Below are 19,261 nucleotides of genomic sequence, written 5' to 3' on the forward strand. Positions count from 1 at the left end.
CCGATCTCCGCGGCAGTCTCCCTGCCCGGGTCCACCAGGTCCACAGGGCGGGTGCGGCGGCGCGCGGCGTCACCGGTGCACTATGGCCGACGTGGATCTGGTCGTGCCGGTCAAACGGTTGCACGAGGCGAAGTCGCGGCTGCGCGGGGCGGCCGACGGTGGTGGCGGCGACGCCGCCGCGCACGCCCGCCTGGCCCTCGCGCTGGCCCACGACACGGTGGCCGCGGCGCGGGCGGCCCGCCTCGTGCGGCGGCTGCTGGTCGTCAGCGCGGATCCGACCGTGGCGGCCGAACTGGCCGCCGTCGGCGTGCGGGTCGTGCCGGACGGGCCGGAACCCGGCCTCAACGCGGCCTACGCCCACGGTGCGGCCCTGCTGCGCGCCGAGGACCCCACCACCCCCATCGGGGCGCTGCAGGCCGACCTGCCCGCGCTGCGGCCCGCGGAGCTGGACGAGGCGCTCACCGCGTTCGCGAACTCCGCGAGCCGCCGGGCGTTCGTGGCCGACGCCGGAGGCACCGGCACCACGCTGCTGATGGTGGCGGCCGGGGAACACCTGGAGCCCCGGTTCGGCGTCGGATCGGCGCGCGACCACGCCCGCGGCGGCGCCGTCGCGCTCACCGGCGCCTGGCCCGGCCTGCGCCGCGACGTCGACACCTCCGCCGACCTGCGCGCGGCGGCGGAGCTCGAACTCGGCGAGCACACCCGCGCGGTGCTCGCCCCGTGCCCCGAACCGCTGACCCCGTGACCGGGTACACCGCCCCCGAGGACGGATGCGGCCGAGTTCACCCGGATGTACGCGCAGCACCGGCGTGGGTGGGGAACAATGCCCGCGTGGGTGATGACGTGAGCGGCTCCAGAGGTACGTCCGGCGGTACGCGCCGGTCCACCCGCGCCCAGGGCGCACCGCGACCCCGGCCCTCGACGCGGCGGGTGCACGCCGCAGCCCGGTCCGCCGGCAGCGGCACCGCCACCGCCACCACCGACGCGGGCCCGAACGGTGCGCAGCCGGGCCCGACCGCCGCGCCCACCGGGGCCCGGACGGACGGCTCGGCGGCCGCGGCGGTACCGGTCAGCCCGCCCGCACGCACCCCCGTGCCCTCCTCCGGCCTGCCGGACGACCGCTACCTCAACCGCGAGCTGTCCTGGCTCGACTTCAACGCCCGCGTGCTCGCGCTGGCCGAGGACCCGAGCCAGCCGCTGCTGGAGCGCGCCAAGTTCCTGGCGATCTTCGCGAGCAACCTCGACGAGTTCTACATGGTGCGTGTCGCCGGGCTGAAGCGGCGCGCCGACACCGGTCTCGCCGTCCGCAGCGCCGACGGCCTGTCCCCGCGCGAGCAGCTCGCCCGCATCGGCATCCGCAGCCAGGCCATCGCGGTCGCGCACGCGCGGGTGTTCCTGGACCACGTGGAACCGCAGCTGCGCCAGGAGGGCATCCGGCTGCTGCGCTGGGACGAGCTGTCCGAGGCCCAGCGCGAGCGGCTGTCGGCGTACTTTTCCGCCCAGGTGTTCCCGGTGCTCACCCCGCTCGCGGTGGACCCGGCGCACCCGTTTCCCTACATCTCGGGGCTGTCGCTGAACCTCGCGGTCACCGTGCGCGACCCGGAGGGCCGCACCGAGCGCTTCGCGCGGGTGAAGGTGCCCAACAACGTGCCGCGGCTGGTGCGCGTCGACGCCGAGGACGACGCCGTCACCTTCCTCCCCATCGAGGACCTCATCTCCGCGCACCTCGGCGACCTGTTCACCGGCATGGAGGTGGCCGAGGTCCATCCCTTCCGCGTCACCCGCAACGCCGACGTGGAGGTGGAGGAGGACCGCGACGAGGACCTGCTCCAGAGCCTCGAACGGGAGCTGGCCCGGCGCCGGTTCGGCCCACCGGTGCGCCTGGAGATCACCGACACGATGAGCGAGCACGTGCTGGAGCTGCTGCTGCGCGAGCTGGACGTCCATCCCGGCGACGTCGTCACCGTTCCGGGACTGCTCGATCTCACGGCGCTGTGGACCGTGCACGGGGTCGACCGGCCCGATCTCAAGGACGACCCCTTCGTCCCGGCGACGCACCCCGCGTTCGCCGAGGGCGAGACCCCGCGCAGCATCTTCGCCACGCTGCGCGAGGGCGACGTGCTCGTGCACCACCCCTACGACTCGTTCTCCACGTCGGTACAGCGCTTCATCGAGCAGGCTGCCGCCGACCCGAACGTACTGGCCATCAAGCAGACCCTCTACCGCACGTCGGGCGACTCCCCCATCGTCGACGCGCTGGTCGACGCGGCGGCCGCGGGCAAGCAGGTCGTGGCGCTGGTGGAGATCAAGGCCCGCTTCGACGAGCAGGCCAACATCCGCTGGGCGCGCGAGCTGGAGAAGGCGGGCGTGCACGTCGTGTACGGGTTGGTCGGGCTCAAGACCCACTGCAAGACCTCGCTGGTGGTGCGCCAGGAGGGCGATCAGATCCGCCGCTACTGCCACATCGGCACCGGCAACTACCACCCCAAGACCGCGCGCCTGTACGAGGACGTGGGCGTGCTCACCGCCGATCCCACCATCGGCGCCGACCTCACCGACCTGTTCAACTCGCTCACCGGGTACTCCCGCCAGACCTCCTACCGGTCGCTGCTGGTGGCCCCCTACGGCGTGCGGCGCGGCATCGTGCGGCGCATCGAGGACGAGATCGAGGCGCACCGCGAGGGCGACGGCGACGCGCGCGTCCGCATCAAGGTCAACTCGCTGGTCGACGAGCAGGTGATCGACGCGCTGTACCGCGCCTCGCAGGCGGGCGTGCCCGTCGACGTCGTCGTGCGCGGTATCTGCGCGCTGCGCCCGGGCCGGGCGGGGCTCAGCGAGAACATCCACGTCCGCTCGATACTGGGCCGGTTCCTGGAGCACTCCCGGGTGTTCCACTTCGGCTCGGTCGGCGAGTACTGGATCGGCAGCGCCGACATGATGCACCGCAACCTCGACCGTCGCGTCGAGGTGCTGCTGCGGGTGGCCGACCCGGGACCGGCCAAGCAGCTGGGCGAGATGCTCGACGGCTGCCTGGACCCGGCGACCCGCTGTTGGACCCTGCAGGACGACGGCCGCTGGGAACCCTCTCCCCCGCTGGACTCCGCGGTGTCCCCCGTCCGTGACCACCAGGCGGAGATGATGCTGCGCCATGCCGTCGTGGCCGAGTCGGAGTGACCGCGCCGATCCTCGCGGCAGGAGCTGTGCTCTGGCGGCGGGCGCCCACGGGCGTCGAGGTCGCGCTCGTGCACCGCCCCCGCTACGACGACTGGTCGCTGCCCAAGGGCAAGCTCGACCGCGGCGAGACGATGGCGCACACGGCCGTGCGTGAGGTCGCCGAGGAGACCGGGTTCACCGCCCGGCTCGGCGCCCGGCTGCGCGACGTGCACTACCCGGTCCCCGAGGGGCCCAAGACGGTGCGCTACTGGGCGGCGCAGGCCTGCGACGGCGCGTTCGTCCCGAACGCGGAGACCGACGAGCTGCGCTGGTACCCGCCCGAACGCGCAGCCGGCCTGCTGTCCTACCGCCACGACATGGCCGTGCTCGACGACTTCCTGCGGATCGGCGCCCCGGACTCGGTCGTCTTATTCGTGCGCCACGCCAAGGCGGGCAGCCGCTCCCAGTGGGACGGCCCCGACGAGCAGCGCCCGCTGTCGGGGACCGGCCGCGAGCAGGCGCGCCACGTCGCGGGCCTGCTCGGCCTGTTCGGGCCCGACCAGGTGATCAGCGCCCCGCCGATCCGCTGCGTCGACACCGTCACCTCGCTCGGCCTACCGGTCTCGGTGGAGCCGCTGCTCGGGGAGGACGGCTACTGGGTGCACCCGGCGGTGGGCCTGGCCCGCTTCCGGGAGGTCGCCGCCCGCCCCGGTGTCACCGTGGTGTGCAGCCAGGGAGGCGTGATCCCGGACGTGGTGGGGGAACTGCTCGCCGAGTTCGATGTCGGCATCGACCCGTCGGACGTCGCGTCGCGCAAGGCCAGCACATGGGTGCTCGGCTTCCGGGCGGGTGCCCTGCGCACCGCGGACTACTACGCGCGGCCCAGCGCCTGATCCCACCCACAGCGCCCGGGCGACGGTGGGACGCCCGGCGGCCCGGTCGGCGCGCCCGGGGACCACGACCCGGCCCTACGGCACCGATGGGGCGTCGGTACCGGTCGCCGCCCGCTCCCGCTGCCGGCGCCCCACACCCACCCACGTGAACCCGGCCCGCCGCAGGACGTCGGGGTCGAGCAGGTTGCGGGTGTCGACGACCAGCCGTGCGCTCATCCCGGTGCCGAGCCGCGGCCAGTCCAGCCCCCGGAACTCCGCCCACTCGGTGAGCACGACCACGGCCTCCGCACCGCGGGTGGCCTCGTACGGGTCGTCCACCACGGAGAGCAGCGACGTGTCGATCCGGGCGGTGGCCGCGTCCACCCCGGGATCGAAGGCCACCAGGTCGGCACCGGCCTGCCTCAGCAGAGCAGCCACCCCCAGCGCGGGCGAGTCGCGCAGGTCGTCGGTGTTGGCCTTGAACGTCAGTCCGAACAGTGCGATGCGCCGCCGCGACAGCGACCCGGTGCGCTTGCCGGTGACCGCCAACCGGACCTTCTCGACCATCCGCTGGTACTGCCGCGTGTTGGTCTCGATCGCGGCGCGCACGAGCCGGAACTCGAAATCGGCCGAGTCGGCTGCCTGCAGCAGCGCGTTCGTGTCCTTGGGCAGGCATGACCCGCCCCAGCCGGGCCCCGGGGACAGGAAGGCCTGCCCGATCCGCCGGTCGTAGCCCATGCCCTCGGTGACGTCCGCGACGTCGGCATCGAGGCGCTCGCACAGCTCCGCGATGGCGTTGACGTAGGACAGCTTCATCGCGAGGAAGCAGTTCGCCGCATACTTGATCATCTCAGCGCTGGCCGCGTCGGTGAGCACCGTCGGCGCGCCGAGGCGCGCGTACAACGCCGCCACTCGCTCGGCCGCGTCCGGCCGGTCGGAACCGACGACGATGCGGTCCGGATTGAGGAAGTCGTGTACGGCCGACCCCTCCCGGAGGAACTCGGGGTTGCTGACGATGCCGACGTCGTCGCGGTCGAGCAGCTCGGCCGTGCGGAGCGAGGTCCCGACGGGCACCGTGGACTTGTTGACGACCACGCATCCCGCGGGCAGCGCGCCGCGCGTCTCCTCGATCACGGCCTCGACCGCCGCGAGGTCGGCGATCCCCCCGACCCCCATCGGTGTGGGCACGCAGAGGAACATCACCTCGACCGGCGCCCCGTCCCGCTCCAGCTCCTTCAGCGCGGTCGAGGCACCGACGACGAACGACAGTCGGCCGGCCGCCACACCCTCGCCGACGAGGTCGGCGAGCCCGTCCTCCCGGATCCCGATCTCCCCGGCCTGCAGCCGCTCGACCTTGGCCTCGTCGACGTCGGCGCAGATGACGCGGTGCCCGAGCGAGGCCAGGCACGCCCCGGTGGTCAACCCGACGTAGCCGGTTCCGACGACAGCGATACGACGGGCGAACATGGGCAGGGATCTCCTCGTGGTCGGGCGGACGAGCAGGGCACCGGACACCCGGGACCCGACGCTACAGCGGACCGGACAACATCCTTCACCCCACCCGTGGCGCCCGGTGGGCGGGTACCGGACTCCGGAGGCCGACGCCGGCGGGCGGCGGCAGACGCGTCCACGGGCTCTCGGGCCGGACGGGTCGCCCCCGCGTCCCGGGAGCCTTCCGCTCCCGTTGCCGACCTACTTCTTGCCCTTGGCCTTCTTCGGCTTCCCGTCGGCGTTCGCCGTGGACTTGGCCGCAGCCTTCGGTGCAGGGGCGGGCTTGGGGGCCTTCTCCTTGGCGGCCTTCGTGCCCTTCTTCGGGGCCGCTGCGGCCTTCGGCTTCGGGGCGGCTGCGGTCTTCGCGGCGGCTGCGGTCTTCGGGGCGGCGGCGGGCTCCGCGGCGAAGGAGGCCTTGGCCTTCGCGGACCTGCGCGCCGTGGTGGCCGGGGCCGCGCCGTTGGTCGCCGCCGAGGCGGCCGCGGTGCGGCGGGGGCGGGCGGGGGTGGCGCGCGGGGCCGGGGCGGACCCGCCGACAGCGGTGCGGAACCCGACGCCGGGGCGGAACGCCGGGATCGTGGTCGCGGGGACGTCCACCGCATCACCGGTGCGGGGGTTGCGCGCCACCCGGGCGGCGCGGGCGCGGGGCTCGAACACCCCGAACCCGGTGATGGACACCGAGTCGCCCCCCTTCACGGTGTCGACGATGGTGGCGAGGATCCCGTCCACCGCGGCAGCCGCGGTCTTCCGGTCGCCGAGGCTGGCCGCGAGCGCGTCCACGAGCTGCGTCTTGTTCATGACAGCCGACCGTACGGGCCGGTCAGGGCGTTGCGCCAGCACACACGCGCAAGAAATGTGTTGGCAGGCAACGGATCCACCGGATCGGGTCGGCGGATCCGTTGCGCCCCAACGATGATCGGGTGGTGGTCACCGGACCTCGATGATGTCGAGAACGCGTTGCAGGTGTCGGAAGCCCTCGACGTTGCGCGTCGCGAGGCCGAGCCGACATCGGCCGTGTCGCGCTCCCACTGCTGCGGATCGGGCCCGGCCCCGCCGCGGCGAACATCTCGTCGACGTGCTCCGCGGGCACCAGCCGCGACCGTGCGGCCTCGCGCTGGTACGGCACCAGGTCGACGACCCTCCGCCCGTGCACGGTCACCGTGAAGGACTCCCCCTCGGCCACCCGGCGCACCCCGTAGCGCAGGCGCTATGTCGTGACGGGCAGCCGGTCGGGCCGGGCGGACTCGAACGTGGTGATGTCGGCCTCGTGGCGCAGGGTCAGGCCGATGTCGTCGAGCCCCTCCAGCAGCCGCCAGCGGGTGTAGTCGTCGATCTCGAACGGCACGGTGAGATCGGCCGCCTGCACCGTCTTCTCGGTGAGATCGACGGTGACCTCGGTGCCGGGCTGGTTCTCCAGCAGCTTCCACAGCAGCTCGACGTCGGGCTGGGCCACCTGCGCGGCGAGCAGGCCCGCCTTCGCCGAGTTGCCGCGGAAGATGTCGGCGAACCGGGAGGAGATGACGACGCGGAACCCGTAGTTCAGCAGCGCCCAGACGGCGTGCTCGCGCGAGGACCCTGTGCCGAAGTCCGATCCCGCGACCAGCACCGATCCGCGGTCGAACGGCTGCTGGTTGAGGATGAAGCTCTCGTCGGAGCGCCAGGCCGAGAACAGGCCGTCCTCGAACCCGGTGCGCGTGACGCGCTTGAGGTAGACCGCCGGGATGATCTGGTCGGTGTCGACGTTGGAGCGGCGCAGCGGCACGCCGATGCCGGTGTGGGTGGAGAAGGCGTCCATCAGAGAAGGTCCTCCGGGCTGCTCAGGGTGCCGCGTACGGCGGTCGCGGCGGCGACCAGCGGCGACACCAGGTGGGTGCGGCCGCCCTTGCCCTGGCGGCCCTCGAAGTTGCGGTTCGACGTCGAGGCGCTGCGCTCGCCCGGGGCGAGCTGGTCGGGGTTCATGCCCAGGCACATCGAGCAGCCCGCGGAGCGCCACTCGGCCCCGGCCGCGGTGAAGACGTCGTTCAGCCCCTCGTCCTCGGCCTGGAAGCGCACGCGCATCGAACCGGGTACCACGAGCATGCGCACGCCGTCGGCGACGTGGCGTCCCTTGATCACGTCGGCCGCGGCGCGGAGGTCCTCGATGCGCCCGTTGGTGCAGGAGCCGACGAACACGGTGTCGACGGCGACCTCGCGCAGCGGCTGCCCGGCCGTGAGGCCCATGTAGGCCAGCGCCTTCTCGGCGGAGACGCGCTCGTTCTCGTCGACGATCCGGGCCGGGTCGGGCACGTTGTCGCCGAGCGGGAGCCCCTGGCCGGGGTTGGTCCCCCAGGTGACGAACGGCGTGAGCGCGTCGCCGTCGACGGTGACCTCGGCGTCGAACACGGCGTCGTCGTCGGTGCGCAGCTCGCGCCACTCGGCGACCGCCGCGTCCCATGCGTCACCGGCCGGCGCGCGGTCGCGGCCCTTCAGGTAGGCGAACGTCGTCTCGTCGGGGGCGATCATCCCCGCGCGGGCACCCGCCTCGATCGACATGTTGCAGATCGTCATCCGGGCCTCCATCGACAGGTTCTCGATGACGTTGCCGCGGTACTCCAGCACGTAGCCCTGCCCGCCACCGGTGCCGATCTGCGCGATGATCGCCAGCACGACGTCCTTGCTCGTGACGCCGGGGCGCAGGGTGCCGTCCGCGCTGTTCACCGTGATCGACATGGTCTTGAACCGCTTGAGCGGCAGGGTCTGCGTGGCCAGCACGTGCTCCACCTCGGAGGTGCCGATGCCGAACGCCATCGCGCCGAACGCCCCGTGGGTGGAGGTGTGGCTGTCGCCGCAGACGACCGTGGTGCCGGGCTGGGTGAGCCCGAGCTGCGGGCCGACGACGTGCACGATGCCCTGCTCGGCATGGTTCATCGGGTAGAGCGGCACGCCGAACTCGGCGCAGTTGCGGCGCAGCGTCTCCACCTGGGTGCGCGACACCGGGTCGGCGATCGGCAGGTCGACGTCCTTGGTGGGGACGTTGTGGTCCTCGGTGGCGAGCGTGAGGTCCGGACGGCGCACGGTGCGGCCGGCGAGGCGCAGGCCGTCGAACGCCTGGGGGCTGGTCACCTCGTGCACGAGGTGCAGGTCGATGTAGAGGAGGTCGGGTTCGTCACCGTCCCCGGTACGGACGAGGTGCAGATCCCACACCTTCTCGGCCAGAGTGCGTGCCATGTTGATTCTCCCAGCAGTTGGGACGCTAGTATCGCGGTGTGAGACAGCATAGCGGCATAGGCGTGCTCGACAAGGCCGTGGGTGTGCTCCGCGCCGTGGCCACCGACCCGTGCGGGCTGGCCGAGCTGTGCGAGCGCACCGGGCTCCCCCGCGCCACGGCGCACCGCCTCGCCGTCGGACTGGAGGTGCACGGGCTCCTGCACCGGGGGTCGGACGGGCGCTGGCGCCCCGGGCCCACGCTGGCCGAGCTCGCCGGCGGCGGGGCCGATCCCCTGCTGGAGGCCGCGGCCGCCATCCTGCCCCGGCTGCGCGACATCACCGGCGAGAGCGTCCAGCTCTACCGCCGTGAGGGCAGCCAGCGCGTGTGCGTGGCGACCGCGGAACCCGCCAGCGGCCTGCGCGACACCGTGCCCGTCGGGTCGCGGCTGCCGATGACGGCGGGATCGGGAGCCAAGGTGCTCGCCGCGTGGGCCGAACCCGGCGTCCAGCGGGCGGTGCTCGCCGACGCCACGTTCACCGAGCGCGTACTGGTCGACGTCCGCCGCCGCGGCTGGGCCCAGAGCGTCGCCGAGCGCGAGTCCGGCGTCGCCAGCGTGTCGGCCCCCGTGCGCGACGGGGCCGGGCAGGTCGTCGCCGCGGTGTCGGTGTCGGGCCCGGTCGACCGGATCGGTCGCCGGCCCGGCGTCCGGTGGGCCGCCGACCTGCTCGCCGCGGCGGAGGCGCTTCATCACCGTCTGTGATCGACACGCGCGGCCAGGGCCGCACGAGCAGGCGAACGCCGAACCGCTACCGTGTGCCGGTCTCGACACAGGGTGAGTGCGCTGCCGCGCCCGTGGGTGCGCAACGGTGTCCCAGCACCGCTGCGCACCCACGAGACGCGCGGCGCCAGGCGAGGACGGATGGCGCATGACGTACTTGCTCGGGATCGATCTGGGCACCACGCGGACGTCGGCTGCGGTCTCCCACCCGTCCCGGTCCGGCGAGATCGAGGTCGTCAACCTCGGTGACCGGTCCAGTGCCGTCCCCTCGGTGTTCTACGCGGGCGCCGAGGGAGGCGTCCTCGTCGGGGAGGCGGCCGAGCGCCGCGCCCTGACCGACCCCTCGCGCGTGGTGCGCGAGTTCAAGCGCCGCATCGGCGATCCCACGCCGCTGGTCGTCGCGGGGGTGCCGTGGTCGCCGCAGGAGCTCTCGGCGCGGGTGGTGCGCTGGGTCGTCGACCGGGTGGCCGAGCGCGAGGGCGGGCCCGCGGCGCGCGTGGCCGTCACCCATCCCGCGTCGTGGGGCGCGCTGAAGAAGGAGCTGCTGGGCGGCGCGCTGGCCGGGCAGGGCCTGCAGGTGTCGTTCCTCGCCGAGCCGCAGGCCGCCGCGCTGCACTACGCCTCCACCGAGCGCCTCGGCCCCGGCTCCACGATCGCCGTCTACGACCTGGGGGGCGGCACGTTCGACGCGGCCGTCGTGCACAAGGACACGCACGGGTTCGGCCTGCTGGGCCGGCCGGAGGGGATCGAGCGGCTCGGGGGCGTCGACTTCGACCAGGTCGTGTTCGACCACGTCCGTGCCGGCATGCCCGAGGCGTTCGCCGAGCTCGACGACACCGATCCGTCCGTGCTGGCCGCTGTGGCCGGGGTGCGACGGGAGTGTTCGGAGGCCAAGGAGGCGCTGAGCAGCGACACCGAGGTGTCGATCCCGGTGCTGCTGCCCGGGGCGCAGGGATCGGTACGGCTGCACCGCAGCGAGTTCGAGTCGATGATCCGCCCGCAGATCGAGGACACGGTCGCCGCGCTGCGCCGCGCGGTCGGTTCGGCCGGGCTGGCTCCCGAGCAGCTCACGGCCGTGCTGCTGGTGGGTGGTTCGTCGCGGATCCCGCTGGTGGCCCAGCTCGTGTCCGAGCAGCTCGGGCGGCCCGTCGCCGTCGACGCCGACCCCAAGAACGCGATCGCGATGGGGGCCGCGCTCTCGCTGGACCCGGTCGCGTCCACCGGCACCGGGCCGCACGTCCCCGCCCCCCGCGTGGGCGGGCGGCCGGGCGGGCCCCGGCGGCCCGGTTCCGCCCCGGTCGGGGCGGCGCTGGGTGCACCGATCCTGGGCGCACCGAGCCTGGGCGCACCGATCCTGGGTGCACCGAGCCTGGGTGCACCGAGCCTGGGCGCACCGGGGAAGGGCGCGCCCGGTGTTGGTGCGACAGGTCTGGGTGCACCGGGTAAGGGCGCGTCCGGTCTCGGCGCTGCGGGAGTCGGCGCAGCGGGTTCGGCAGCGGCCGGCACCCGCGGGCCATCGAGTACCGCGTCCGGCGGGATGCAGTCCGCCGGACCGCCTGCCCCGCGCACGCCGATGTCGCCCGGCGGTCCGAGCCGGGCCGTTTCACCGCCCCGTCCGGCCCCGCCCGGGTACGGCGACCGACCGGGCCGGTCGGCCGACAGCGGGTCGGCCGACAGCGGGACGTACGGCCACGCGGACTACGACCAGCCCGAGCCACCCGCGCGGCGCAACCCGACCCTGTTCGTCACGGTCGGGGGGATCGCGGCGGCGCTGGCCGTGATCGGGACCGTGCTGCTGGTGCCGACGCAGCAGCCGTCCGCGTCGGTCGACAACCTGCCCGATCTGCCCGCTGCACCGGTGGAGACGAGCATCGCGGAGACCCCGACGCCATCGACCGAGCCCGCTCCCACGCAGGACCCGGGACCCGTTGAGCCGGTCCGCCCGACCCGTCCGGTGGAACCGACCCCGACGCCGGCTCCCACGACCGAGCCCACACCGACCACGGAACCGACACCGACCACCGAGCCGACACCGACCACCGAGTCCACCACCACCGAGCCCACGACCACCGAGCCCACCACCTGATGGGAGCTGCCAATGGCCGCGCACCCGAGGGCCTGCGGCCCCGAGGCCGCGAACGCAGAAATGCCGCACTCCGAGAAGGAGTCCGGCATTTCTGGGTGTAGCCCCGACGGGATTTGAACCCGCGCTACCGCCTTGAGAGGGCGGCGTCCTAGGCCGCTAGACGACGGGGCCAGGCTGTTGAATTGTATCTGCTGCGGTGATCTGTACTGCGCTGGGGTACCAGGACTCGAACCTAGACTAACTGAACCAGAATCAGTCGTGCTGCCAATTACACCATACCCCACCGGACAGCGATCATCCGGGGTCCAGCGGGTGGAACCGGCGTCCGCGTCCTGCGTGGAGCATTCTAGCCGAGGCCGCCGGCACGCTCCACACCGGCCCTGAGCCGTCGCAGCGAGCGCTCGCGGCCCAGCAGCTCCATCGACTCGTAGAGCGGGGGCGAGACGGTGCGGCCACTGACCGCCACCCGCACCGGCGCGAAGGCCTTGCGCGGCTTGAGGCCCATGCCGTCGACGAGGGTGGCCTTCAGCGAGTCCTCGATGGCGGATGTGGACCAGTCCGGCAGCGCATCGAGGCCGGTCAGGGCCGCGTCGAGGACCGGGGCGGCGTCGGCGCCGAGGTTCTTGGCCGCGGCGTCCTCGTCGAGGGTGAAGGCGTCCTCGGTGACGAACAGGAAGGCCAGCATGCGGGCGGCGTCGGACAGCACGACGCTGCGCTCCTGCACGAGCGGGGCCGCGGCGACGAGCAACTCGCCCTGCCCGGCGGTGAGCGTGCCGCTCGTCACCGGGTGGCCGGGAGACAGCTCGGCGAGCAGGTAGGGCTCGACCCGGCGGGCGAACTCGTCGACGGGCAGGGCGCGCAGGTGCGCGGAATTGATGGCCTCGGCCTTCTTCAGGTCGAAGCGCGCCGAATTGCCGGAGACCCGCGAGACGTCGAATGCGGCGACCATCTCGGCCATCGTGAACACGTCCCGATCCTCGGCGATGGCCCACCCGAGCAGCGCGAGGTAGTTGAGCAGGCCTTCGGGGGTGAACCCGCGCTCGCGGTACAGAAAGAGGTTCGATTCCGGGTCGCGCTTGGAGAGCTTGCGGTTTCCCTCGCCGGTGACCAGGGGCAGGTGGCCGTAGCGCGGCGGCCCGTTGCCGATACCCACCCGGGCCAACGCCTCGAGCAGCGCGATCTGGCGGGGCGTGGAGGAGAGCAGGTCCTCACCGCGCAGCACGTCGGTGATGCCCATGAGCGCGTCGTCGAGCGGGTTGGTGAGCGGGTAGAGCGGGGAGCCGTCGCCACGGGCGAGCACGAAGTCGGGCACGGTGCCGGAGCGGAAGGTCACCTCGCCGCGAACCAGGTCGGTGAACGTGATGTCCCGGTCGGGCATGCGGAGCCGGTAGACCGGGGCCCGGCCGTCGGCCCGGTACGCGGCCTTCTCCTCCTCGGTGAGGTCGCGGTCGGCGTTGTCGTAGCCGAGCTTGGGGTCCCGGCCGGCCGCCCGGTGCCGGGCCTCGATCTCCTCGGCCTTCGAGAACGACTCGTAGACCTCGCCCGCCGCGATCAGCTTGCCCAGCGCGTCGGCGTAGAGCCCGCCCCGCTCGCTCTGCCGGTACGGGCCGTGCGGACCGCCGACCTCGGGACCCTCGTCCCAGTCGAGACCGAGCCAGGCCAGGGCGTCCAGCAGCGCCGCGTAGGACTCGACGGAGTCGCGGCTGGCGTCGGTGTCCTCGATGCGGAACACGAAGCTGCCGCCGCTGTGCCGGGCGTGCGCCCAGTTGAACAGGGCGGTGCGGATGAGCCCGACGTGCGGGGTCCCCGTCGGGGAGGGGCAGAAGCGAACGCGAACAGTCATGGTGGCGCCAGGCTAGCGGACCGGTCTATAATTCAACGTATGGCGAATAGCGAGCGCACGACCTGCCTCGTCGTCGGTGGCGGCCCGGCCGGGATGGTCCTCGGGCTGCTCATGGCCCGCGCCGGCGTGGCCGTCACCGTGCTGGAGAAGCACGGCGACTTCCTGCGCGACTTCCGGGGCGACACCGTGCACGCCTCCACCCTCACGCTGCTCGACGAGCTCGGCCTCGGCGACCGGTTCGCCGCCGTCCCGCACCGGCTGCTGCAGCGGATGCAGGTGCAGCTCGACGGCGGCACCGCCGCCGTCGCCGACATGTCGCGGCTGCCCGGCGCCCACCAGCACATCGCGCTGGTGCCGCAGTGGGACTTCCTCGACCTGCTCGCCGACGCCGCCGCCGAGGAGCCGACGTTCACGCTGCGGCGCGACGCCGAGGTGGTCGGCCTGCTGCGCGACGGCGAGCGCGTCACCGGGGTGCGCTACCGCGACCGGACCGACGGCACCGAGCACGAGCTGCGCGCCGACGTCACGGTGGCCTGCGACGGTCGGGGGTCGGCGGTGCGGGCGGCGGCCGGCCTGGTGCCGCGCTCGTTCGGGACGCCGATGGACGTCTGGTGGTTCCGGCTGCCGCGCCGCGAGGACGACCCGGCGGGCGGGGTGGCGCGCTTCTCGTCCGGCCACTTCGCGGTGATGATCGACCGCGGGGACTACTGGCAGATGGCCTACCTGATCAAGAAGGGCAGCGACGCCGAGCTGCGGGCCGCCGGGATCGAGCGGTTCCGCGCGCGGGTGGCCGGGCTGGTGCCGTGGGTGGCCGACCGGCTCGACGCGCTCGCCTCGTTCGACGACGTCAAGCTCCTCGACGTGCGGTTGGAGCGGCTGCGACGCTGGTCGACCGACGGGCTGCTGCTGATCGGCGACGCGGCGCACGCGATGTCTCCGGTGGGCGGGGTCGGGATCAACCTCGCGGTGGCCGACGCGGTGGCCGCGGCCCGGATCCTGGCCCCCGCGCTGCGGTCCGGCGGGATCGTGCCGGAATCGGTGCTGCGGCGGGTGCGGCGGCGCCGGTGGTGGCCGACGGCCGTGGTCCAGGGGGCGCAGCGGATCGCCCACCGGGTCGTGTTCTCGTCCCCGCCGGACGTGGCCGACGCGCCACGGCCGGGTCCGGTCGACGCCCCCGCACCGGATTGGCTCGCCCCCGGCGAGAGCGGGTCGACCGACACCGCCGGCCTCCCCCTGCCGTTGCGGCTGGCCGCCCGGTTCCCGGTGCTGCAGGCCCTGCCGGCCCGGATGGTCGCGATCGGACCGCTCCCGGAGCACGCGCCGGAATGGGCCCGGCGACCCCCGTTGGCGGTGCGGGACGCGGCGGCGACCTGAGCGCGGTGGCGCCGGCCGATCTGGCACCGTAGGGGCGGTGAGCCCCAAGAGCCGCGGCCGCAAGCGCAAGCCCGCACCCGCCTCGCGCCGGCGCCGGGACGACCCGTTCGGCGACACCCTGTTCTCCGGGATACTGCGCGACGTCGGCCGGGACCTCGACCGGATCGACGACGCGGTGGCGGCCGAGCTGTGCGTCTCGGCGCTGCTGGGCACGTGGTGGAAGCTGTTCCTCGTCGACGCCGATCCCGAGGTGGAGCTCGGCGAGCGCCTCGTGGCCGTCGCCGCGCGCAGGAACACCACCGCCGCGCTGGCGCTGCTGCGCACCGTCGCCGTCCTCGGCACGCCCGCGCAGCGGGCCGCGGCGGGCGCGGCGGCCGACGCGCTCGCCGCGAAGGGCGTCACCGATCCCACGTGGGCGCGCGAGCTGTCCGGCGGCCGGGCGAGGTCCGCGTGGGGGTACGGCGACGTCTTCGGCGATCAGACCAGCATCCTGCTGACCGTCGAGCGGGGCGGCGACACGCACGGCGTCGTCGTGCTGATCGATCACGCCCTCGGCGGCATCGCGAAGGACGCCTTCGTCACCGACGACCCGGCCGGGACCCTGGCCGACATCCGCTCGCTCAGCGAACCGGACGTCTGGATCCGTGAGCTGACCCTCGACGAGGCCGCCCGCCTGCTCCGCCCGGCGTTCGCCGCCACCGACGGCGCCGCCGAACCCCCGGTGGGCGAGGACTTCCGCGAGTACCGGGCGCTCGCCCTGGCCCGGGTCCGGCTGCTCCCCGACGTCGAGCGGGAGGCCCCGCCCGCTCTCGACGACGCCGGGCGGGACGCGCTCGTGCGGGAGTTCCTGGCCTCCGACCACGCCCGCGAGCTCGTCGACGCCGGACTCGATGACGCCGTCACCGCCGGCTGCGCCCGGCTGATCGTCGAGCACGGGTGCGCGACCGACGGCCGCCCCCTGCGGGTCGGGCCGGCCAAGGTCGACCTGTTCCTGCTGAGCTGGCTCCCCGACCAGGACCTGGACGAGGACACCCGCGAGGTGATGCCGGACGTCCTGCGCGCGTGGGTGCGCTGGGCGGGCCGGCGGGCCGATCTCCCCGAGCCGGCCCTGCAGGCGCTGGAGGAGATCGTCGACGAGCTCGCCGACCTCGACGACCAGGGCCCGGACGGCCTGCCACCGGGGCTCGCCGACGCGGTCCTCGACGGGCTGCTCGACGGCGACGTCACCCCCGAGCAGGTGCAGGAGGCCGTGACGCGCCGGGTGTTCGCCACTCCCGACACGACGGTCGTGCTCGACGGCGAGCGGATGCAGCTCGACCCGAGCGACCCCGACGAGCGCGGCCTGCTCGTCCGCGCCGAGCACCCGGAGTACGCCGAGGCGCTCGACGACCCGTTCGCCGACGTCGCGACCGACGAGGTGAATCCGCGGCTGCACGTCGCCATGCACGAGATGGTCGCCACCCAGCTCTGGGACGGCGAGCCCGCGCAGGTGTGGCCCGCAGCGCAGCGGCTGCTGGCCACCGGGATGGACCGGCACGACGTGCTGCACGCGCTGGCCGAGGTGGCCGCCCGCCACGTGCACGCCGCGCTGGTCCGGCAGCAGCCCTACGACGCCGCGGCCTACGCCGCGGACCTCGCGGAGCTCGGCACGCCGCCCCCGCGGGCCCGCCGCCGCCGGAAGCCGAGCCCGCAGCAGGAGGGCCTGTTCGACGAGCCCGCGACCGTCACCCCGCTGCGCCCACCCACGCGGACCGGGTCGGCCTACCGGATCAAGGTGACGCTGCGCGGCGTCCGCCCGCCGGTGTGGCGCCGGCTGCTGGTGCCGCCGGACACGACGCTCGCCGGGCTGCACGAGATCCTGCAGGTCGCGATGGGCTGGCTCGACGGGCACCTGCACGAGTTCGTCGCCGGCACGCAGCTGTTCGGGCCGCCGGACCCCGACGCCGGTCCCGGGCGGCGCGACGAGGCGGGCGTCCAGCTCGACGAGGTGCTGCGCCGCAGCGGCGACCGGCTCCGCTACTCCTACGACTTCGGGGACGGCTGGGAGCACGACATCGTGCTGGAGTCGATGGAGGCCGAGACCGTGGACACCGCCCGGTGCACGGCGGGCCGGCGCGCGTGCCCGCCCGAGGACTGCGGCGGGCCGTGGGGCTACGCCGAGCTGCTCGCGGCCGTGTCCGACCCGGGCCATCCCGACCACGCCGAGCGGGTGGAGTGGGCCGGCCCGTACTTCGACCCGGCCGAGTTCGACCGCGCGGCGGTGAACGACCAGCTCCGCGCGCTCGCCCGCTGAAGGTCACAGCGCCACGCCCGCGAGCACCGGGCGGTGGTCCGAGGACGAGGTGGCCAGCACCTCGCTGCTCACGACGCGGAAGCCGGCGAGCACGTAGTCGATCCGGGCCGTCGGCGCCCATGCCGGGAACGTGGGCGCCCCGTGCACGCCGGAGTCGGCGAGCAGCGCCGTCAGCGTCGTCACCTCGGGTGCGCCGGGGGCACCGTTGAGGTCACCGGTGAGCACCACCGGCTCGGCCGAGCGCTGCACGGCGGCGGCGACGGCCTGCGCCTGCGGCAGCCGGGACTGCGCGAAGTCGGACTCCAGGTGCGTGGTCATCACGCGGACCGCGACACCGCGGACGTCGACCACCGCTTCGAGCAGTCCGCGCTGCTCCTCCTCGGCCGCCGTCCCCCGCGGCAGCAGGGTGTGGGTGTGCGAGACGATCGGGAGCCGCGACAGGATGACGGTGCCGTGCTCGCGCGGCGGCGCGCCCGGGGTGGGTGGGTCCAGGACGTAGTTGGGCGCGAACACCGCCGCCATGTCCAGCCGGGCGGCCAGCTCCGCGGGCTGGTCGGCGAACCCGGTGCGCTGCCCGTAGTGCCGGTCGACCTCCTGCAACGCGACGACGTCGGCACCGGTGGCCGCGATCTCGGCGGCGACCCGGTCCAGATCGACCACGCCGTCCGGCCCGGCCCCGTGATGGATGTTGAACGTCAGCACCGAGAGGTCGCGGGGCGCGGGCGGCGCCGATGACGCGCACCCCACGACGACGCACACCGCGAGGAGCTGTGCGATCCACCGTCCGCGCACGCAAGAGGTTCGCGCGCGGCCCGGCGCCGGTTCGAGTGGGACGGCCTCGACGCGGCGTGGTCCGCGCTCCCCGGTCCGTGCTCCCCGGCGACGGCCCGGTCGTGGTGAGGGGCGCCGTACGGGACGGTCGGGCGACGCACCGCGTCGCAGCGCTCGACGACGCACGGATCGTGCTCACCCCGTGATCGTGACGGGCTCGTCGACCCGGTCCCGGGTGATCGGCACGGCGAGCGCGACGACCACAGCGGCGGTGACCGCGACCCAGGCCAGTCCGGCGGCCTCGAACAGCGGACCGGCGACCAGCCCGGCCACCGCCGCGCCGCCGTAGGTCGCGGCGGAGTTGAGCGCGAGCACCGCGCCGCGTGCCTCCCGGGCGGCCGCGGAGAGCCGGCTGACCAGCAGCGTCAGCCCGACGTGGTTCACCAGGCCCCACGCGACCGCCGCGACCAGCAGCGCCGGGAGCAGGCTGACGGTCGCCGCGAGGAGGAGGTAGACCGCGGCCAGCGCGGCCAGGACGGGGGCGAGGCCGACTCGCACGGCGTGCCGGTCGGCCACCGCACCCAGCCCGAACCCGACGCCGTAGCAGAGAGCGAGCATTCCCGCCCCTGCGGCGCCGCCACCGTGCAGCAGCCGGATCTCGGCCCCCGCGAAGCCGAACACGGCGTAGAACGCGCTCATGAACGCCAGCGTGCCGAGCAGCAGCCGCGCCACGCCGGGGGTGCGCAGCGTCGTCGCGAACCTCGGCCGCGGCCCCACCGGGACGGCGGGAGCGGGCAGCGTCCGGTACAGCACGACCTGCGCCCCGGCCAGCACGGCGAGCGCGCCGAGCACCCCGCGCCAGCCGACCAGGTCGGCCAGCACCGTCGACACCGGCACGCCGGCGACCAGCGCCACCGACCACCCGGCCAGCACCCGCCCGGTCGCCCGCGCCTCCCCGCCCGGTTCGGCGAGCTCGGCCGCGAACGCGTAGGTCGCGGGCAGCACCACGCCCGCGCCCGCGCCGGCCAGCACCTGCGCGGCCACCAGCACCTCCCAGCCCGGCGCCAGCGCGGAGACCGTCGAGCTCACCGCGAGCGCGACGGCGCCCGCCGCCAGTGCGCGCGCCCGCGGGACGCGGTCCAGCCGCGGACCGAGCAGCAGCGCCACCAGCACCACCCCGGCGCCGTACCCGGCCAGCGCCCGTCCGATCTCCGACGGGGTGGCGTGCAGCGAGGTCGCGAGGTCGGGCAGCAGCGGGGCGAGCAGGAACGACTGCGCCCCGACCGCGACGACCCCCGTCGTGAGGACGGCGAGGTGGCGGGCCATGTACCGAAACTGCTTCGGCCAATGACGGTAATCAAGGGATTGATGTTCGTTGCGAAGACTGTTCGGCCGAAGGCCTGTCAGGATGGG

The 19,261-nt window shown here is 74.2% G+C and carries 14 protein-coding genes and 2 tRNA genes; 7 read left to right on the plus strand and 9 right to left on the minus strand.

Going from position 1 to position 19,261, the window contains the following annotated elements; genetic code table 11:
• Positions 1-82: 82 nt before the first annotated feature.
• The 3 genes from cofC to Q1K26_RS21820 all read left to right on the plus strand — a co-directional run bounded on the left by cofC (position 83) and on the right by Q1K26_RS21820 (position 4,046).
• Entirely contained in the window at positions 83-745 is a 663-nt protein-coding gene (gene cofC / locus Q1K26_RS21810) for a 2-phospho-L-lactate guanylyltransferase (RefSeq protein WP_300016154.1), read from the plus strand.
• 98 nt (positions 746-843) lie between these two features.
• A complete protein-coding gene (locus Q1K26_RS21815; RefSeq protein ID WP_300016158.1) occupies positions 844-3,174 on the plus strand; it encodes an RNA degradosome polyphosphate kinase in 2,331 nt (776 codons plus the stop codon).
• A complete protein-coding gene (locus Q1K26_RS21820) occupies positions 3,171-4,046 on the plus strand; it encodes an NUDIX hydrolase (RefSeq protein ID WP_300016161.1) in 876 nt (291 codons plus the stop codon). Before Q1K26_RS21815 ends, Q1K26_RS21820 begins: the two co-directional genes overlap by 4 nt.
• A gap of 75 nt (positions 4,047-4,121) precedes the next feature.
• On the opposite strand, the gene Q1K26_RS21825 is transcribed toward Q1K26_RS21820, so the two are convergent.
• The 4 genes from Q1K26_RS21825 to leuC all read right to left on the minus strand — a co-directional run bounded on the left by Q1K26_RS21825 (position 4,122) and on the right by leuC (position 8,723).
• Complete coding sequence (locus Q1K26_RS21825; protein ID WP_300016164.1) at positions 4,122-5,492, minus strand: UDP-glucose/GDP-mannose dehydrogenase family protein; 1,371 nt, start codon at positions 5,490-5,492, stop codon at positions 4,122-4,124.
• Positions 5,493-5,717: 225 nt separating this feature from the next.
• Positions 5,718-6,314, minus strand: a complete 597-nt coding sequence (locus Q1K26_RS21830) for an HU family DNA-binding protein (protein ID WP_300016168.1) — start codon at positions 6,312-6,314, stop codon at positions 5,718-5,720.
• A 409-nt stretch (positions 6,315-6,723) separates the two neighbouring features.
• Entirely contained in the window at positions 6,724-7,311 is a 588-nt protein-coding gene (gene leuD / locus Q1K26_RS21835; protein ID WP_300016171.1) for a 3-isopropylmalate dehydratase small subunit, read from the minus strand.
• On the minus strand, positions 7,311-8,723 hold the full coding sequence (gene leuC, locus Q1K26_RS21840; protein WP_300016174.1) for a 3-isopropylmalate dehydratase large subunit: 1,413 nt from the start codon (positions 8,721-8,723) through the stop codon (positions 7,311-7,313). Before leuC ends, leuD begins: the two co-directional genes overlap by 1 nt.
• Positions 8,724-8,761: 38 nt before the next feature.
• Here leuC and Q1K26_RS21845 point away from each other — a divergent pair, with 38 nt between their 5' ends.
• Together Q1K26_RS21845 and Q1K26_RS21850 are read left to right on the plus strand one after the other, a co-directional pair.
• On the plus strand, positions 8,762-9,463 hold the full coding sequence (locus Q1K26_RS21845; RefSeq protein ID WP_300016177.1) for an IclR family transcriptional regulator: 702 nt from the start codon (positions 8,762-8,764) through the stop codon (positions 9,461-9,463).
• Positions 9,464-9,629: 166 nt separating this feature from the next.
• Positions 9,630-11,567, plus strand: a complete 1,938-nt coding sequence (locus Q1K26_RS21850) for an Hsp70 family protein (RefSeq protein ID WP_300016180.1) — start codon at positions 9,630-9,632, stop codon at positions 11,565-11,567.
• Positions 11,568-11,665: 98 nt separating this feature from the next.
• Here Q1K26_RS21850 and Q1K26_RS21855 read toward each other — a convergent pair.
• The 3 genes from Q1K26_RS21855 to gltX form a co-directional block, all read right to left on the minus strand.
• Positions 11,666-11,738 (minus strand) — tRNA-Glu (locus tag Q1K26_RS21855).
• Between the two features lie 40 nt (positions 11,739-11,778).
• A tRNA-Gln gene (locus Q1K26_RS21860) sits at positions 11,779-11,850 on the minus strand.
• 63 nt (positions 11,851-11,913) lie between these two features.
• On the minus strand, positions 11,914-13,410 hold the full coding sequence (gltX, locus tag Q1K26_RS21865) for a glutamate--tRNA ligase (RefSeq protein WP_300016183.1): 1,497 nt from the start codon (positions 13,408-13,410) through the stop codon (positions 11,914-11,916).
• Positions 13,411-13,449: 39 nt separating this feature from the next.
• Between gltX and Q1K26_RS21870 the strand changes: the two genes are divergently transcribed.
• Both Q1K26_RS21870 and Q1K26_RS21875 read left to right on the plus strand, forming a co-directional pair.
• Positions 13,450-14,784 (plus strand): FAD-dependent oxidoreductase, encoded by a 1,335-nt coding sequence (locus Q1K26_RS21870; RefSeq protein ID WP_300016186.1) that lies wholly within the window; start codon positions 13,450-13,452, stop codon positions 14,782-14,784.
• A gap of 37 nt (positions 14,785-14,821) precedes the next feature.
• Positions 14,822-17,077: a plasmid pRiA4b ORF-3 family protein gene (locus tag Q1K26_RS21875; RefSeq protein ID WP_300016189.1), complete on the plus strand. Its 2,256-nt coding sequence runs from the start codon at positions 14,822-14,824 to the stop codon at positions 17,075-17,077.
• 3 nt (positions 17,078-17,080) lie between these two features.
• Here Q1K26_RS21875 and Q1K26_RS21880 read toward each other — a convergent pair whose 3' ends face one another.
• Together Q1K26_RS21880 and Q1K26_RS21885 are read right to left on the minus strand one after the other, a co-directional pair.
• Entirely contained in the window at positions 17,081-17,869 is a 789-nt protein-coding gene (locus Q1K26_RS21880) for an endonuclease/exonuclease/phosphatase family protein (protein WP_300016192.1), read from the minus strand.
• 174 nt (positions 17,870-18,043) lie between these two features.
• Positions 18,044-19,174, minus strand: coding sequence for an MFS transporter (locus Q1K26_RS21885; protein WP_300016195.1), 1,131 nt, complete (start codon positions 19,172-19,174; stop codon positions 18,044-18,046).
• Positions 19,175-19,261: the final 87 nt, after the last annotated feature.

It is taken from the genome of Pseudonocardia sp. (assembly GCF_029263155.1).
Classification (GTDB): domain Bacteria; phylum Actinomycetota; class Actinomycetes; order Mycobacteriales; family Pseudonocardiaceae; genus Pseudonocardia.

Bases quoted from the DNA above. Each gene is read 5' to 3' on its own strand.
- cofC (WP_300016154.1), top strand. From the start codon at position 83: ATGGCCGACGTGGATCTGGTCGTGCCGGTCAAACGGTTGCACGAGGCG.
- Q1K26_RS21825 (WP_300016164.1), bottom strand. From the start codon at position 5,492: ATGTTCGCCCGTCGTATCGCTGTCGTCGGAACCGGCTACGTCGGGTTG.
- Q1K26_RS21830 (WP_300016168.1), bottom strand. From the start codon at position 6,314: ATGAACAAGACGCAGCTCGTGGACGCGCTCGCGGCCAGCCTCGGCGAC.
- leuD (WP_300016171.1), bottom strand. From the start codon at position 7,311: ATGGACGCCTTCTCCACCCACACCGGCATCGGCGTGCCGCTGCGCCGC.
- leuC (WP_300016174.1), bottom strand. From the start codon at position 8,723: ATGGCACGCACTCTGGCCGAGAAGGTGTGGGATCTGCACCTCGTCCGT.
- Q1K26_RS21850 (WP_300016180.1), top strand. From the start codon at position 9,630: ATGACGTACTTGCTCGGGATCGATCTGGGCACCACGCGGACGTCGGCT.
- gltX (WP_300016183.1), bottom strand. From the start codon at position 13,410: ATGACTGTTCGCGTTCGCTTCTGCCCCTCCCCGACGGGGACCCCGCAC.
- Q1K26_RS21870 (WP_300016186.1), top strand. From the start codon at position 13,450: ATGGCGAATAGCGAGCGCACGACCTGCCTCGTCGTCGGTGGCGGCCCG.
- Q1K26_RS21885 (WP_300016195.1), bottom strand. From the start codon at position 19,174: ATGGCCCGCCACCTCGCCGTCCTCACGACGGGGGTCGTCGCGGTCGGG.